We start from the raw sequence: 13,522 nt of genomic DNA, 5'->3' as shown, positions 1-13,522 counted from the left end.
ACCCAGGCCAACCGCCAAGGAATTATTCGATGTCGTCCAACCCTGCCTTTGCCGTTGCGGTGTTTGCGTTGGCGATCTGCCTGAGCGCCAGCGGCGCACCGCTGAACGAACCGCTCAAACCGTTACCTCCCGTGCCGCAGCAGAATCCCCAGCGGGTCGAACTCGGTCGCCAGTTATTCAATGAGCCGCGCCTGTCGGTCAACAACAGCGTGTCCTGCGCCGGGTGCCATCGCCTGGAAAGTGGTGGCGCCGATAACAAACAGTTCTCCATCGGCTTCAACGGCCAACCGGTGGCCATCAACACCCCGAGCGTGCTCAACGCCTCCCTCAACTTCCGCCAGTTCTGGAATGGCCGTGCCGCCACCCTGGAAGCCCAGGTCCACGAAGTGGTGCAGAGCCCCAGCGAAATGGGCAGCAACTGGGAGCACGTGGTGCAAACCCTGAGCGCCGACCCGACCTACCACGCCGCGTTCGCCAGCGCCTACCCGGACGGCGTGACCATGGGCAATGTGCAAAACGCCCTGGCCAGCTACGAGCGCACGCTGGTCAGCGCCAATTCGCGCTTCGATCAATACCTGCAAGGCAATACCGACATCCTCACCCTCGAAGAAAAGTACGGCTATCAGCGCTTCAAGGAGTACGGCTGCATTTCCTGCCATCAAGGGGTGAACATCGGCGGCAACATGTTCCAGAAATTCGGGGTCATGGGCGATTACTTCCAGGCCCGGGGCAACCCCACCGAAACCGACCTGGGACGTTACCTGGTGACCAAGGATGAGGAGGACCGCAATGTGTTCAAGGTCCCGAGCCTGCGCAACGTCGCCGTGACCGCGCCGTACTTCCACGACGGCTCGGCGAAAACCCTCGAAGAGGCGGTGGATGTGATGTTCAAGTACCAGCTCGGCCGCGTGCCCTCGAATGACGACAAGGCCCTGATCATCCTGTTCCTCAAGACCCTGACCGGTGAATGGGAGGGCAAGCCATTATGAAAATGTCCCGCCGTCGCAGCCTGGCGCTGCTCAGCCTGGTGGCCCTGGCCCTGGCCTCGATTCTGTTGTTCCTGTACCTCAAATCGAGTTCCGACCAGACCTCGGCCTACACCGACTCCCGGGACTTGATCGGGCGGATGAAACAACTCAACGCGCAATGGGAAACCGAGATTCTCAAGGCGCGGATCACCCTCAATCACAACTACGATCCACTGGTCACACCCCTGACCGAGATGACGCAGTTGTGGGACCGGTTCGAAAACATGGAATCGAGCCATGGGCGCAAGGACTCGCCCGCGTGGAAGGACAGCCACGATGCCTACCTGGCCGCCATCCAGGAAAAAACCCGACTGGTGGAGCAGTTCAAGTCCCACAACGCGGTACTGCGCAACTCGTTGGCGTTTTTGCCCACAGCCGAGGACGACATTCAGCAACCCTTGGCCCAAGTAGTGGATGGCGACCAACTGCAACTGCAGAACATCGCCACCGACACCTATGACTTGCTGCTCAGCGCACTCGAATTCGCGCAAGTGACCTCGGACGACAAGGCCGCTGACATCCTGGTCGGCCTGAACAAACTGGGGGTGAACAAACTGCGGTTGCCAGAACCGTTCCACAGCCCCATCGACATTTTGAGCAATCACATCGCGCTGATCCTGCGGGAGCAACCGATCGTCAACCGCCTGCTGGAAAACATCGAAGCCATCCCCGTGGCCGAACGCCTGGACGACATCACCGGTTTGCTCAACGACGACCAGCGGCAGTCCGATGCGGTGTATCAGCGCTATCACTTCTACATGCTGGTGTTCTCCGTGCTGTTGGTGCTGGTGCTGGTGTACCTGGCGATTCGGCTGATGCGCAGCTACACCGAGATCAGCCGCGTCAACAAAGCGCTGCAAACCGCTAACGACGACCTGGAACTGCGGGTCGAAGAACGCACCCGGGAACTGCGCGATACCCAGAGCGAACTGCTCGACACCGCGCGCCAGGCCGGCATGGCCGAGATCGCCACCAACGTGTTGCACAACGTCGGCAACGTGCTCAACAGCGTGAACATCTCCGCCGACCTGGTCACCCGCAGACTGCGCGGCAGCAAGGCCCTGGGGCTGGGCAAGGCGATGCAACTGATCAACGAACACGCTGCGGACCTGGGCAGCTTTTTGACCGAGGATGCCAAAGGCAAATTGCTCCCCGGCTACCTCAATCAACTGGTGGACGCCATTGCCCTCGAACAACAGGGCATGACCGACGAACTGGCGCAGCTGACCAAAAGCGTGGACCACATCAAGGACATCGTCGCCACGCAGCAGTCCTACGCGGGCGCCAACAGCCTGATGGAGCCGGTGCACATCAGCGAATTGCTGGAGGACGCCCTGCGCATGAACTCCGGCGCCCTGACCCGACACCACGTCACGGTGGTCAAGGAATACGGCGAAGTCCCCCGGGTCATGGGTGACAAACACCGCTTGCTGCTGATCCTGATCAACCTGATCAGCAATGCCAAATACGCGATGTCTGACCTCAGCGACCGTCCACGACAGATGACCCTTGGGGTGAAAATCGTCGACGACAGCGTTCTTCAAGTCAGCGTCAAGGATGATGGTGAAGGCATCCCCAAGGAAAACATGACGCGAATCTTTGCCCACGGCTTTACCACCCGCAAGGAAGGCCATGGTTTCGGCCTGCACAGTTGTGCCCTGGCCGCCATCGAGATGAACGGCCACCTCACCGCCCATAGCGACGGACCGGGCAAAGGCGCACAGTTCACGCTGCAGATCCCTTTGAAAACCGTAGCAGGTGACGCATGAGCGAACTCTCGAATCGACGCATTTTGTTGATCGATGACACACCGTCCATTCATGTCGACTTTCGCAAGATCCTCACCCCGAACCCGGTGCAACACGTGGAACTGGATGAGATGGAAGTGGCGCTGTTCGGCGCCGAAGTCAAATCCGCCAGCGCCCTGTTCGAACTGGACTCGGCCTTCGGCGGCCAGGAAGGCCTGGGCAAACTCAAGTTCGCCATGAAGGAAAACCGTCCCTACGCCATGGCCTTCGTCGACATGCGCATGCCCGATGGCTGGGACGGCGCGCAGACCATCGAACACTTGTGGCAGCAAGACCCGCGCCTGCAAGTGGTGGTGTGCACCGCTTATTCCGATTACTCGTGGGATGAACTGCTCGACCGTCTGCAGGCCCATGACCGGCTGCTGATCCTGAAAAAACCGTTCGACAATATTGAAGTGCAGCAGATGGCCAATACCCTGTTGACCAAATGGGACATGACCGAACGGGCCTCGGTACAAATGCACCACCTGGAGCACCTGGTGGACCAGCGCACGACGGAGTTCAAACAGGCCAGCGGAGCCTTGCAGCGGGAAATCGACGAGCGCAAACAGCTTGAGTCGCAACTGGTGCAATCGGAAAAACTCGCCTCGCTGGGGCAACTGGCCGCCGGCGTCGCCCATGAAATCAACAACCCCATCGGCTTCATTTCCTCCAACCTCGGATGCCTGGAAGGCTACTTCAAGCAACTGCAGGAAATGCTCGACGCCTATCGCAGTGCCGAACAGGCGATTACTTCAACCGAGGTGATGGAGCGATTGGGCGTGCTGCGCGAACGCATCGAGCTGGAGTTCCTGCGCGAGGACATTCCGCTGCTGATCAAGGAGTCCAAGGACGGCATCAGCCGCGTCGGGCAGATCGTCAAGGACCTGAAGGACTTTTCCCGGGTGGACTCGAACCAGGAATGGCAGTGGGCCAACCTGCATCAGGGCATCGACTCGACCCTGAACATCGTCGCCAACGAACTCAAGTACAAGGCCGACGTGGTTAAGGCCTATCAGGTGCTGCCGGAAATCGAGTGCCTGCCGTCGCAAATCAACCAGGTGATCATGAACCTGATCGTCAACGCCTCCCAGGCCATCGGGGCGGAACGCGGCACCATCACCCTGAGCACCGGGATGGCGGGTGAAACCGTGTGGATCGAAGTCGCCGACACCGGCTCGGGCATTGAGCCGCAGACCTTGCAGAAAATCTTCGACCCGTTCTTCACCACCAAACCGATTGGCCAGGGCACCGGGCTCGGGCTGTCGCTGTCGTACGGGATCGTGAAAAAGCACCACGGGGATATTTCCGTGCGCAGCGTCGTCGGGACGGGCACAACCTTCCGCGTCGAACTGCCGGTGCGCCAGACCAAACTGGCAAGCTGAACACCCCCCCCCTGTAGGAGCGAGGCTTGCCCGCGAAGACGGCTGCACATTCAACATCAATGTTGACTGACATACAGCCGTCACCGTAGGAGCAAAGCTTGCTCGCGAAGAACGATGACGCGGTGTGTCAGACCCGACGCCATCGCGAGCAAGCTTTGCTCCTACAGGTACGGGATCGTGAAAAAGCACCACGGGGATATTTCCGTGCGCAGCGTCGTCGGGACGGGCACAACCTTCCGCGTCGAACTGCCGGTGCGCCAGACCAAACTGGCAAGCTGAACACCAGCCCCCTGTAGGAGCGAGGCTTGCCCGCGAAGACGGCTGCACATTCAACATCAATGTTGACTGACATACCGCCGTCACCGTAGGAGCAAAGCTTGCTCGCGAAGAACGATGACGCGGTGTGTCAGACCCGACGCCATCGCGAGCAAGCTTCGCTCCTACAGGGTGTTGTGTCGTTACGTGGCTTCCTGGAAATCCATCTCCGGCGGCTGGCGACGGAACCCGCCCGTCAGCACCGCCAGGTACACCACGCCAATCGCCAGCCAGCTCAGGCCCAGGTAAATCGCCAGGTGATCGAGGCTGACCATCAGCCACAAGTCCGCCACCAGGCCAACAAACGGGAACACCAGGAACAGCACCAGCTCACGCGGGCCTTTTTTCTCGCCGCCGATCCAGTAATGGAAGATCACCGACAGGTTCACCAGGCTGAAGGCCAGGAAGGCGCCGAAGTTGATGAACGAGGTCGAGGTGGTCACGTCCAGTTTCAGCGCGAGCAACGCCACCACGGCGCAGAGCAGGATGCTGTTGACCGGCGTGCCGAAGCGTTCATGCAACGTGCCGAAAAACGATTTGGGCAGCACGCCGTCGCGGCCCATGGCAAAGAGCAACCGCGAACCACTGGCCTGGGCTGACAGGCCCGACGCGAACTGGCCGACGATCAGGCCGATGAGGAAGATCGAGACGAACAGGTCGCCGCCGATGTTGCGGGCAATTTCGTAAGCCGCCGAGTCGACGCTGTCGAACTGGAACGACGGATGGGCGATCTGCACGAAGTACGACACGCCGACGAAAATCAAACCGCCGATCAGGGTGATCAGCATGATCGCCCGGGGAATGGTGCGGCGTGGGTCGCGGGTTTCTTCGGTCAGGGTGCTGACCGCGTCAAAACCGAGAAACGAGTAACAGGCAATGGCCGCGCCGCTCATGATCAACGGCATTTGCATGTCGCCGTTGAAGAACGGTTTGATCGTCCACAACGGTGTGTTCGCGTCGCCGCCGATGTAATGCACGCACAGGGCGACGAAAGCGATCAGTACCAGAAATTGCACCAGCATCAGCAAGGCATTGATGCCGTTGGCCAGTTTCAGGCCGACGATGTTGATCGCGCTGGTGATGCCGATGAACGCCAACACCCAGATCCACTGCGGCACCGCCGGGAAGGCGGAGTTGAGGTAAGCCGCACCGATCAGCCAGATCGCCATCGGCAGGAACAGGTAATCGAGCAGCACCGCCCAACCGGCGATAAAGCCGAGTTTCGGGCTGATGGCTTTGCGCACATAGCTGTAGGCCGAACCGGCCACCGGGAACGCGGCGGCCATGCGCCCGTAGCTCATGGCCGTGAAGAACATCGCCACCAGCGCCGCCAGGTAAGCGGCCGGGACCATGCCGGCGGTGGATTGAGCGAGGATGCCGAAGGTGCCGAGCACAATGATCGGCGTCATGTAGGCGATGCCGAACAGCACCACCGAACCCAATGACAGGGTGCGTTGCAAACGAGCCATGAGCGACTACTCCGAATTTATTAGATTTATGGCAGAGCCGAGTTCGGCGCAAGGTACGGGGTGTTGTGTGATCGTTCCCACGCTCTGCGTGGGAATGCCTCAATGGACGCTCTGCGTCCGCTCTTGGGACGCGGAACGTCCCGGGCTGCATTCCCACGCAGAGCGTGGGAACGATCGGTACAGCGGAATCGCGTTCGGCAGAGCTGCCGAAGGCTGCGATCTTTTGATCTTCAGTTTTTAGGGATCAGTAACTCCCGCCGTCCATTGGCATGCTCGACAATCTCCCCCGGCAACTTCAGCCGCTGATCATCCAGGTACCGATAATCCTGTCGCGCCGCCGCCAATTGGTTCAGGTCCAGCTCAACCGCAAATTGACCCTCCTCGCGCCCGGCTTCGAACAGCAACGTGCCCAGCGGATCCACCAGCGCACTGCCGCCGGCAAACAACAAACCGCCATCGCCGGTTTCCACGCGGTTGACCATCAGCGCAAACGCCTGGTTTTCCTGGGCGCGGGCCATGATCGCGGTGCGGTGGGTCGGGCCGTAGGGGTCCATGTTGCCGTTGGTGACCAGCAGCACTTCGGCGCCCAGTTGCGCCAGGGCACGAGCGGTTTCGGGGAATTCGATGTCGTAGCAAATCAGCAGGCCGACCCGCACCCCGTTCCACAGGCACGTGGCGTAACGGTCGCCGGACTCGTAGACGCCGCGATCCGACGCCCACAAATGCGTCTTGCGATAGCGCAGAGCAATGCCTTCGGGGGTGATCAGCAGCGTGGTGTTGTAGAAACGGCCGTTGTCGTTCTCAGCAATGCCCACCACCACGGCGATCTGGCGTTCACGGGCCGCTGCGAGCACAGCGCTGACGGTCGGGCCGTCCAGCGGCTCGGCGACCTGGGCCACGGTCTCTTCCGACGCGAAGCCCATCAAGTGGCCTTCCGGAAACATGATCAGTTGGGTATCGCTGGCGCAGCCGGCAATCGCAGCCAGGGCGCGTTCGAGGTTGTAAGCCGTGTCATTGTCACGGCCCGCCAATTGGGCGAGTTCGACCTTCATGGGTATTCCTTGTTATGGGCGCCGGGGTTGCAGAAAGATTGCCCGGTCGGTGTCTGTGCGCCAGTATGCGCAGCAAGCAACCGGCCAGGGAATCACGCGGCCGGGGTAACCCGATAGGGGTAGACGCATGACACTCTCGCTGGATGACATCGCCTGGCACCGTTCGGTGGGGCAACTGATCGACGCCCTGGACAAGCCGAACTTCTGGACGCAATTGGTCCGGTTGCTGGACCAATACGTGGATTTCGACAGCTGGGTGGTGCTGCTTTTCAGCGCCGACCAGCACCCGCAGGTCTTCGCCGAATGCCCTGGCGAGGACGGCAGCCCCGACCAACTGTTCCAGGATTACCTGCGCGGCCTGTACTTGCTCGACCCGTTCTACATCGCCTGCCGCGAACAATCGCGCACCGGGCTCTATCGCCTGTCGGAAGTCGCGCCGGAGCACTTCGAGCTGACCGAGTATTACCAGCGCTACTTTCGTCTGAATGTGGTGGCCGACGAAATCCAGTTCAATTGCCAGCTCGAAGGCGAGCGCACGCTATGCCTGTCGCTGGGCAGCAAGCAGCGTTTCAGCGGCCAGCAGATTGCCTTGCTGTCGTTGATCCAGCCGTGGGTGCTCGGCCTGTTGCGCCAGCGCCTGCCCTATGAAATCAACGAAGTCGTGGCCCTGGCCCCCGCACCGCCGCACGCCGACTGGCGGGTGCAACTGGAAGCGTCGGTGCAGCAACTCAAGGGCGCGCAACTGACCGCCCGTGAACTGGACGTCGGAAGGTTGATGCTCAGTGGTTGCTCCAGTAAAGAAATCGCCCGTAAGCTGGAAATCTCCGTAGAAACCGTGAAAGTCCATAAGAAACACATGTACAGCAAGCTGGGGATCAAGTCCCAGTCGGAGCTGTTTTCGATATTCCTGCAAGCGCAAAATGCCTGAAACACCACGGCCCTGTAGGAGCAAAGCTTGCTCGCGATGGCGGTGTGTCAGTCACTGCTAATGTCGACTGACACACCGCTTTCGCGAGCAAGCTTCGCTCCTACAGGGATCGCGTGTTGAACGTAACCGAGTCCGAACCCAGGGAACCCGTATGAGCCTGTCACTCCTGAGCCGCTACGCCTTCTTTGCCGCGTGTGTGATCTTTACCCTCGCCAGCCTGCCCTTCCTGCAACACGACTGGCTCTGGCCGATCACCGCCGTCACCGGCGTGCTGAGCCTCGTCGGCCTGTTCGACCTGCTGCAAAGTCCCCACGCCGTGCGGCGCAACTACCCGATCCTGGGCAATATCCGTTACTTGGTCGAGGGCATTCGCCCGGAAATCCGCCAATACCTGCTCGAATCCGACAGCGACGCCCTGCCCTTCTCCCGGGCCCAGCGTTCGCTGGTGTATTCCCGGGCCAAGAACGAAAGCGCCGACAAACCCTTCGGCACGCTGATCGACGTGTACCAGTCGGGCTTCGAATTCATCGGCCACTCCATGCGCCCGGCGCCGTTGAGTGACCCGAGCGGTTTCCGCGTGATGGTCGGTGGCCCGCAGTGCACTCAGCCGTACTCGGCGTCGGTGTTCAACATCTCGGCCATGAGCTTCGGCTCCCTCAGCGCCAACGCCATCCGCGCGTTGAACCAGGGCGCCAAGCTCGGCAACTTCGCCCACGACACCGGCGAAGGCAGCATCAGCGCCTATCACCGGGAAAACGGCGGTGACCTGACCTGGGAACTGGGCAGCGGCTACTTCGGCTGCCGCACCGCCGACGGCCGTTTCGACCCGGAACGCTTCGCCGCCCAGGCCCAGACGCCGCAAGTGCGCATGATTGAGATCAAGATGAGCCAGGGCGCCAAACCCGGCCACGGCGGGATCCTGCCCAAGCACAAAGTCACCAAGGAAATCGCTGAAACCCGCGGCATCCTGATGGGCGAAGACTGCATTTCGCCGTCGCGGCACAGCGCGTTTTCCACGCCCATCGAACTGATGCACTTCATCCAGCAACTGCGTGAACTGTCCGGCGGCAAACCGGTGGGCTTCAAGTTCTGCCTCGGCCATCCATGGGAATTCATGGGCATCGCCAAAGCCATGCTCGAAACCGGCATCCTCCCGGACTTCATCGTCGTCGACGGCAAGGAAGGCGGCACCGGCGCGGCACCGGTGGAATTCACCGACCACATCGGCGTACCGATGCGCGAAGGCTTGCTGTTCGTCCACAACACGCTGGTGGGCTTGAACCTGCGGGACAAGATCAAACTCGGCGCCAGCGGCAAAATCGTCAGCGCCTTCGACATCGCCAGCGTCCTGGCCATCGGCGCCGACTGGGCCAACTCCGCGCGCGGCTTCATGTTCGCCATCGGCTGCATCCAGTCGCAAAGCTGCCACACCAACAAATGCCCGACCGGTGTCGCGACTCAAGACACTCTGCGTCAGCGCGCATTGGTGGTGCCGGACAAGGCGCAGCGGGTGTTCAACTTTCATCGCAATACGTTGAAGGCGTTGGCTGAAATGCTGGCGGCTGCCGGGTTGGAGCATCCTTCGCAGTTGTCGGCCAAGCATTTGGTACGACGCATGTCGGCGACCGAGATTAAATTGTTCTCGCAGTTGCATGTGTTCTTGAAGCCGGGGGAATTGTTGACCGGGGAAGTGAATGGCGAGTTTTATTCGCGGATGTGGCAGATGGCGCGGGCGGATAGTTTTGAGCCGGGGGAAGTGGCGGCGGCGTAAGCACTGATCAAGGCGCCAGCCTCAAGGTAGGTTGGCGCTATCGGGAACGTACATGCCAGATTCAATTGTCTGAACGGTCGAAGAATTTGGCTGTGCATCGGATGACCCCAACTCGAATAGCTGGAGTTGTGTATCCCCCACAATAAAGGTGCTAATCAAACGCCAACTCTGCGGAACTACAATTTCCTGTGCCCCGCCTATATAGTTCCCTAACATCCAAATCCTTCCAGATCTTGACTTCAGGCCATCCAGATTATCAATAAATATTTCGTTTGCTTTATTCTGAACCAAAGTCCATATCAAGGTGCCATTAGGGCGCGACAGCGTCCCGTCTGCATTCGGTGGAGCGTAAAATTTTGGCGTCACTCCAGTTGTATTGTAATAAACAAATGGAAAGTATAAAAACCCATATGTAATTAATACTTCATCCTCCGTAGCAACTTGCGCATTTAATTGTGCAGAAACAGCATCCATGCTATTTATCTCTTGATGGACAACATGACCCACTCGATGTACGTTATAGATACCAGCACTCTCCATAGAGATTATCAGCACCATGGATATGCAACAGTACAATCTCCAGCGAACCCAATATGTATCCAACGCCAAGGCCATAATCATCGGTAGTCCCAGCGCGGCAAACATAAAATACCGAACGACAAACAGCGGACGAAAAAAAGAAACCAACGCAATGAGAATTAATGGAAACCACGTATAAGTCACAATCAGATAACTATACTTCCTCGGAGTCGAATCGTGCATCATCGCAACTAAAGCAATTACAAACAACGCCACCGGCAAGCTATAAAACAACAAAACATGGAAATCCAGCCCATCCGTGTAACTTACAAACATCCACATCGCTGAAACCACCGCATCGAAATCAGATCGTTCGATCCAGTTAAACCCCGAAAACTCCAACTGATGCAAAAGATTGGGAACCCAAGGCGTAAAAAACAGAGCTATTAATATATTAGCCAGCCACCAGTCCTTTGCGAAGAGATACTTATACGACTCCTCACGCCGGCACATCAGAACCAAAAGATAAGCCCAATACGAAACCAGCCCGACTGCAGCAAAATAGTGGGTATAAAGTCCGGCCATCGCCAGCACCACATACATCGCGAGCGCGAAATTAACACGAGGATTCTTGAGCCAGTATACGAAAGCGATGGTCGCGCCCAGCATTAACAGCCCTAACAAGGCATACATGCGTACTTCTTGGCTATAACGAACAGCAATAGGAAGCAGCGCTAATATCACACCACCCAAAACAGCCGCACGTCGAGTACAGATCAAAGACAGTAACCACATACCCAGCAACACACTCAGACTTCCAGCCATTACGCTAAGGCTCCGCGTAGCAAAAAGTCCATTACCAAAAATAGACATCCAACAATGTAAAACCAGATAATAAAGAGGGGGATGCACGTCTTGGGTCGTATGAAATACAATTTGAGAAGGCGAGTAAGAACTTAAAATCAATGTAAATGCTTCATCCGACCAGACTGGTATTTTGCCCACACCATAGAGCCGCACCACCACTGAAATAAGTAAAATTGAAGTCACTGATAAAATTATTAAGCAAGGCCGTTGTAAACGCACATTCTCCTTGCCCCCTACGCCGTCCACTATTCAGCGCCCTCTTCGTCTAACACCTTCCGTTCGTCTAGTACCCGAAGCAGCACAAACTTCGAAAAGAAGAACCCGCACACAAGGCATAACAATGAAAACAAACTCACCGTCACCAGACCGTGAAGCTGCCATACATCGCCGAGATGCCCGACGCCATAACTCATGACGCCCATAAAACCAATGAACAGCAAATACGCCAACACCGACGTTTTGCTGTCCAGGGTATAGAGCGTATTGACATAGAAGGAAAAGGTCGCCGCGACGCAATAGGCCGCTAAATTACTCGCCGCCTGGCTAAGTTCAGCGGCAGTGGAGAGGACATAAAACAGCTGCCAATGAATAAACGTATTGGCCAATCCAATGAATGCGTAGGTGGAGAATCCTTCCCATAAGGCTTTCATGCCGGCTCCTTGCCGCGTTGCCGTTGCAGGTGCCTTCAAACTAAATTTGTCACCGGGTACCGTCTACTGTCAGAAATTACAGGTCTCACGCTGTTCCGGACCAACGGTCACCAATGCAGTTCAGTGATCGGCTTCGGTTCCTTCATCACGATAAAACCGTAATCCCCGAGCAAATAAATGCGGTAGTACTGGCTATCCACCAGCGGTACAAACCCCTGATACCCGACCCGCGTCGCATTGCGCCGCTCCCGCTCGGCCACCACGTTGGTGATGCCGGCCTTGGGCAAGTTCTCGGCGAGCATGTAGTAGTCGGTGTTCAGCAAATAACGCAGCACCGGCAAGTGCTTGAAGGAACCGGCCGCACCGATCAGCCAGTGATCGGAGTAAGTCACCGACAGGTAAATGCGTTTGGCATCGCGCAGGGCCGGGCGGGAGGCGATGTCGTAGCTCAGGGCGTTGAGCGCGGTGTTGGCGAAGGTCTTCTGCACTACCAGCACCCGGCCATAGGCGAAGGACAGCGAGAGCATGGCCAGCAGCGGGATCAGCAACAGCAGCGGCAGTCGTGGGTGCAAGACCGTCAACGCCAGGTGACTGAAGTAGAACAGCAACAGCAGCACCACGGAAAACCCCATCAGGGTCCGGGCGCCTTCGTTGAAGTCGCGGAAAAACAGCGCGGCGCCGGGCACCAGAAACACCACGACCGGAATAATTAATAAACAAACAAACCCCAACACGGTTTTCCTCGGCCCCGTTTCCTGCCGTCCGATGAGCAGGACAGCGCCGGCCACCGCACACAGCAGCAGCCCCGCGAACACCCAGCCGAAGCCGCCGTGAAACAGCAACATGACCTTTTCCAACACCCGGGCCGTGTTGGTTTCGATTTGCAGCAGTGGCGCCACCTCCCCGTTCAACAGTTGGGTGCGGTGCTGATTCATATAGGCGCCCGCCGTGGCGAAGTAGATCAACCAGGCCAGCGCCACTTGCGCGGCGTTCCAGCCGATCAACCGCCACCACTCGGGCCAGGGCAGTTTGGCGTTGGCGCCGCGCAGCAACTCCAGGGCGCACAAGCCGAGAAACACATTGATGCTGACCTGATACAGCCCCAATGCCAGGGCAATCAGCAGCGCCGGCACCACCAGTTGCTGGACCCGCGAGGCGCTGCGAAAGGTGATCGCAAAAATCACCGCCGCCAGGCTCAGGGCCATGGCCGGCCCGTCGTATTGATACGACAGATTTTGCAGGAAGAACGGGTTGTACCAGAACCCGAGCACCACCAGGCAATGGGTCAGGGTCGGTTCGGCGAAGTAGTGGAAGGTCAGGCGGGTCAATGCCCACGATATGGCCAGGATGGCGATCAGCAAGGGTAAGGGGAAAATGTTCGGCGCCGCACCGCTGAAAGTCAGCCAGTTGTAGAACAGCTGGGTGAACAAGCGGCCCTCCTCCGACCAGCCCATGCCGGCGGCCAGGGAACGCCAGCTGTCATCGATGTAGGGATAGTCCGCAAGGATCAACGGCAGGACGTAGGCAAAGGTCGCCAATAGAAAACACAGCCAGACCCGTCGGCCGCCGAGTTCTCTGTCGAGCCAATCGCTCATCCGCATGTCGATGCCCCTTCGGATGACTGCATTCAATCCGTGAAGCTTTGATCGCAGCGCCGGGCATTCATCACCGCGTTTAAGACGGACGGTGAGCGCGGGCAATATCCCGTAATATCCCGACTTTGCAATTACTCGCCAATCACGCCACCCTGC

10 protein-coding genes are annotated in these 13,522 nt (G+C 58.4%); 5 read left to right on the top strand and 5 right to left on the bottom strand.

The window, feature by feature from the left end:
- Nucleotides 1-29: 29 nt before the first annotated feature.
- From ACZ89E_RS29155 to ACZ89E_RS29145, 3 genes are read left to right on the top strand one after another with little or no spacing between them, the layout of a single operon-like run.
- Nucleotides 30-989 carry a cytochrome-c peroxidase gene (locus ACZ89E_RS29155; RefSeq protein ID WP_476256889.1) on the top strand — a complete coding sequence of 320 codons (960 nt, stop codon included), beginning with the start codon at nucleotides 30-32 and terminating at the stop codon, nucleotides 987-989.
- Nucleotides 986-2,797, top strand: coding sequence for a DAHL domain-containing protein (locus tag ACZ89E_RS29150; protein ID WP_476256888.1), 1,812 nt, complete (start codon nucleotides 986-988; stop codon nucleotides 2,795-2,797). Before ACZ89E_RS29155 ends, ACZ89E_RS29150 begins: the two co-directional genes overlap by 4 nt.
- A complete protein-coding gene (locus ACZ89E_RS29145; protein ID WP_476256887.1) occupies nucleotides 2,794-4,200 on the top strand; it encodes an ATP-binding protein in 1,407 nt (468 codons plus the stop codon). Before ACZ89E_RS29150 ends, ACZ89E_RS29145 begins: the two co-directional genes overlap by 4 nt.
- Before the next feature lie 458 nt (nucleotides 4,201-4,658).
- On the opposite strand, the gene ACZ89E_RS29140 is transcribed toward ACZ89E_RS29145, so the two are convergent.
- Both ACZ89E_RS29140 and ACZ89E_RS29135 read right to left on the bottom strand, forming a co-directional pair.
- The gene (locus tag ACZ89E_RS29140; protein WP_149658025.1) at nucleotides 4,659-5,984 is read right to left on the bottom strand and encodes an APC family permease; all 1,326 of its coding nucleotides are present in this window, start codon (nucleotides 5,982-5,984) and stop codon (nucleotides 4,659-4,661) included.
- A 230-nt stretch (nucleotides 5,985-6,214) separates the two neighbouring features.
- Nucleotides 6,215-7,036, bottom strand: a complete 822-nt coding sequence (locus ACZ89E_RS29135) for a carbon-nitrogen hydrolase family protein (RefSeq protein ID WP_476256886.1) — start codon at nucleotides 7,034-7,036, stop codon at nucleotides 6,215-6,217.
- A gap of 127 nt (nucleotides 7,037-7,163) precedes the next feature.
- Between ACZ89E_RS29135 and ACZ89E_RS29130 the strand changes: the two genes are divergently transcribed.
- The gene (locus ACZ89E_RS29130; RefSeq protein ID WP_476256885.1) at nucleotides 7,164-7,964 is read left to right on the top strand and encodes a helix-turn-helix transcriptional regulator; all 801 of its coding nucleotides are present in this window, start codon (nucleotides 7,164-7,166) and stop codon (nucleotides 7,962-7,964) included.
- 151 nt (nucleotides 7,965-8,115) lie between these two features.
- On the top strand, nucleotides 8,116-9,735 hold the full coding sequence (locus ACZ89E_RS29125) for an FMN-binding glutamate synthase family protein (RefSeq protein WP_149658029.1): 1,620 nt from the start codon (nucleotides 8,116-8,118) through the stop codon (nucleotides 9,733-9,735).
- Nucleotides 9,736-9,756: 21 nt separating this feature from the next.
- Here ACZ89E_RS29125 and ACZ89E_RS29120 read toward each other — a convergent pair whose 3' ends face one another.
- The 3 genes from ACZ89E_RS29120 to ACZ89E_RS29110 all read right to left on the bottom strand — a co-directional run bounded on the left by ACZ89E_RS29120 (nucleotide 9,757) and on the right by ACZ89E_RS29110 (nucleotide 13,372).
- Entirely contained in the window at nucleotides 9,757-11,367 is a 1,611-nt protein-coding gene (locus ACZ89E_RS29120) for a glycosyltransferase family 39 protein (RefSeq protein ID WP_476256884.1), read from the bottom strand.
- Nucleotides 11,367-11,771, bottom strand: a complete 405-nt coding sequence (locus tag ACZ89E_RS29115) for a GtrA family protein (protein ID WP_476256883.1) — start codon at nucleotides 11,769-11,771, stop codon at nucleotides 11,367-11,369. Before ACZ89E_RS29115 ends, ACZ89E_RS29120 begins: the two co-directional genes overlap by 1 nt.
- Nucleotides 11,772-11,878: 107 nt before the next feature.
- A complete protein-coding gene (locus tag ACZ89E_RS29110) occupies nucleotides 11,879-13,372 on the bottom strand; it encodes a glucosyltransferase domain-containing protein (protein ID WP_476256882.1) in 1,494 nt (497 codons plus the stop codon).
- Between the last annotated feature and the right edge of the window lie 150 nt (nucleotides 13,373-13,522).

Source organism: Pseudomonas sp. TE3899 (assembly GCF_056279105.1).
Note: the sequence above shows the minus strand (reverse complement) of the source record. Positions and strands in the feature narration are given on the sequence as shown.

What these genes read in the sequence shown, in the direction of transcription:
- ACZ89E_RS29110 (WP_476256882.1), bottom strand. Translation starts at nt 13,372, where the DNA reads ATGCGGATGAGCGATTGGCTCGACAGAGAACTCGGCGGCCGACGGGTC.
- ACZ89E_RS29115 (WP_476256883.1), bottom strand. Translation starts at nt 11,771, where the DNA reads ATGAAAGCCTTATGGGAAGGATTCTCCACCTACGCATTCATTGGATTG.
- ACZ89E_RS29140 (WP_149658025.1), bottom strand. Translation starts at nt 5,984, where the DNA reads ATGGCTCGTTTGCAACGCACCCTGTCATTGGGTTCGGTGGTGCTGTTC.
- ACZ89E_RS29150 (WP_476256888.1), top strand. Translation starts at nt 986, where the DNA reads ATGAAAATGTCCCGCCGTCGCAGCCTGGCGCTGCTCAGCCTGGTGGCC.
- ACZ89E_RS29130 (WP_476256885.1), top strand. Translation starts at nt 7,164, where the DNA reads ATGACACTCTCGCTGGATGACATCGCCTGGCACCGTTCGGTGGGGCAA.
- ACZ89E_RS29135 (WP_476256886.1), bottom strand. Translation starts at nt 7,036, where the DNA reads ATGAAGGTCGAACTCGCCCAATTGGCGGGCCGTGACAATGACACGGCT.
- ACZ89E_RS29155 (WP_476256889.1), top strand. Translation starts at nt 30, where the DNA reads ATGTCGTCCAACCCTGCCTTTGCCGTTGCGGTGTTTGCGTTGGCGATC.
- ACZ89E_RS29125 (WP_149658029.1), top strand. Translation starts at nt 8,116, where the DNA reads ATGAGCCTGTCACTCCTGAGCCGCTACGCCTTCTTTGCCGCGTGTGTG.
- ACZ89E_RS29145 (WP_476256887.1), top strand. Translation starts at nt 2,794, where the DNA reads ATGAGCGAACTCTCGAATCGACGCATTTTGTTGATCGATGACACACCG.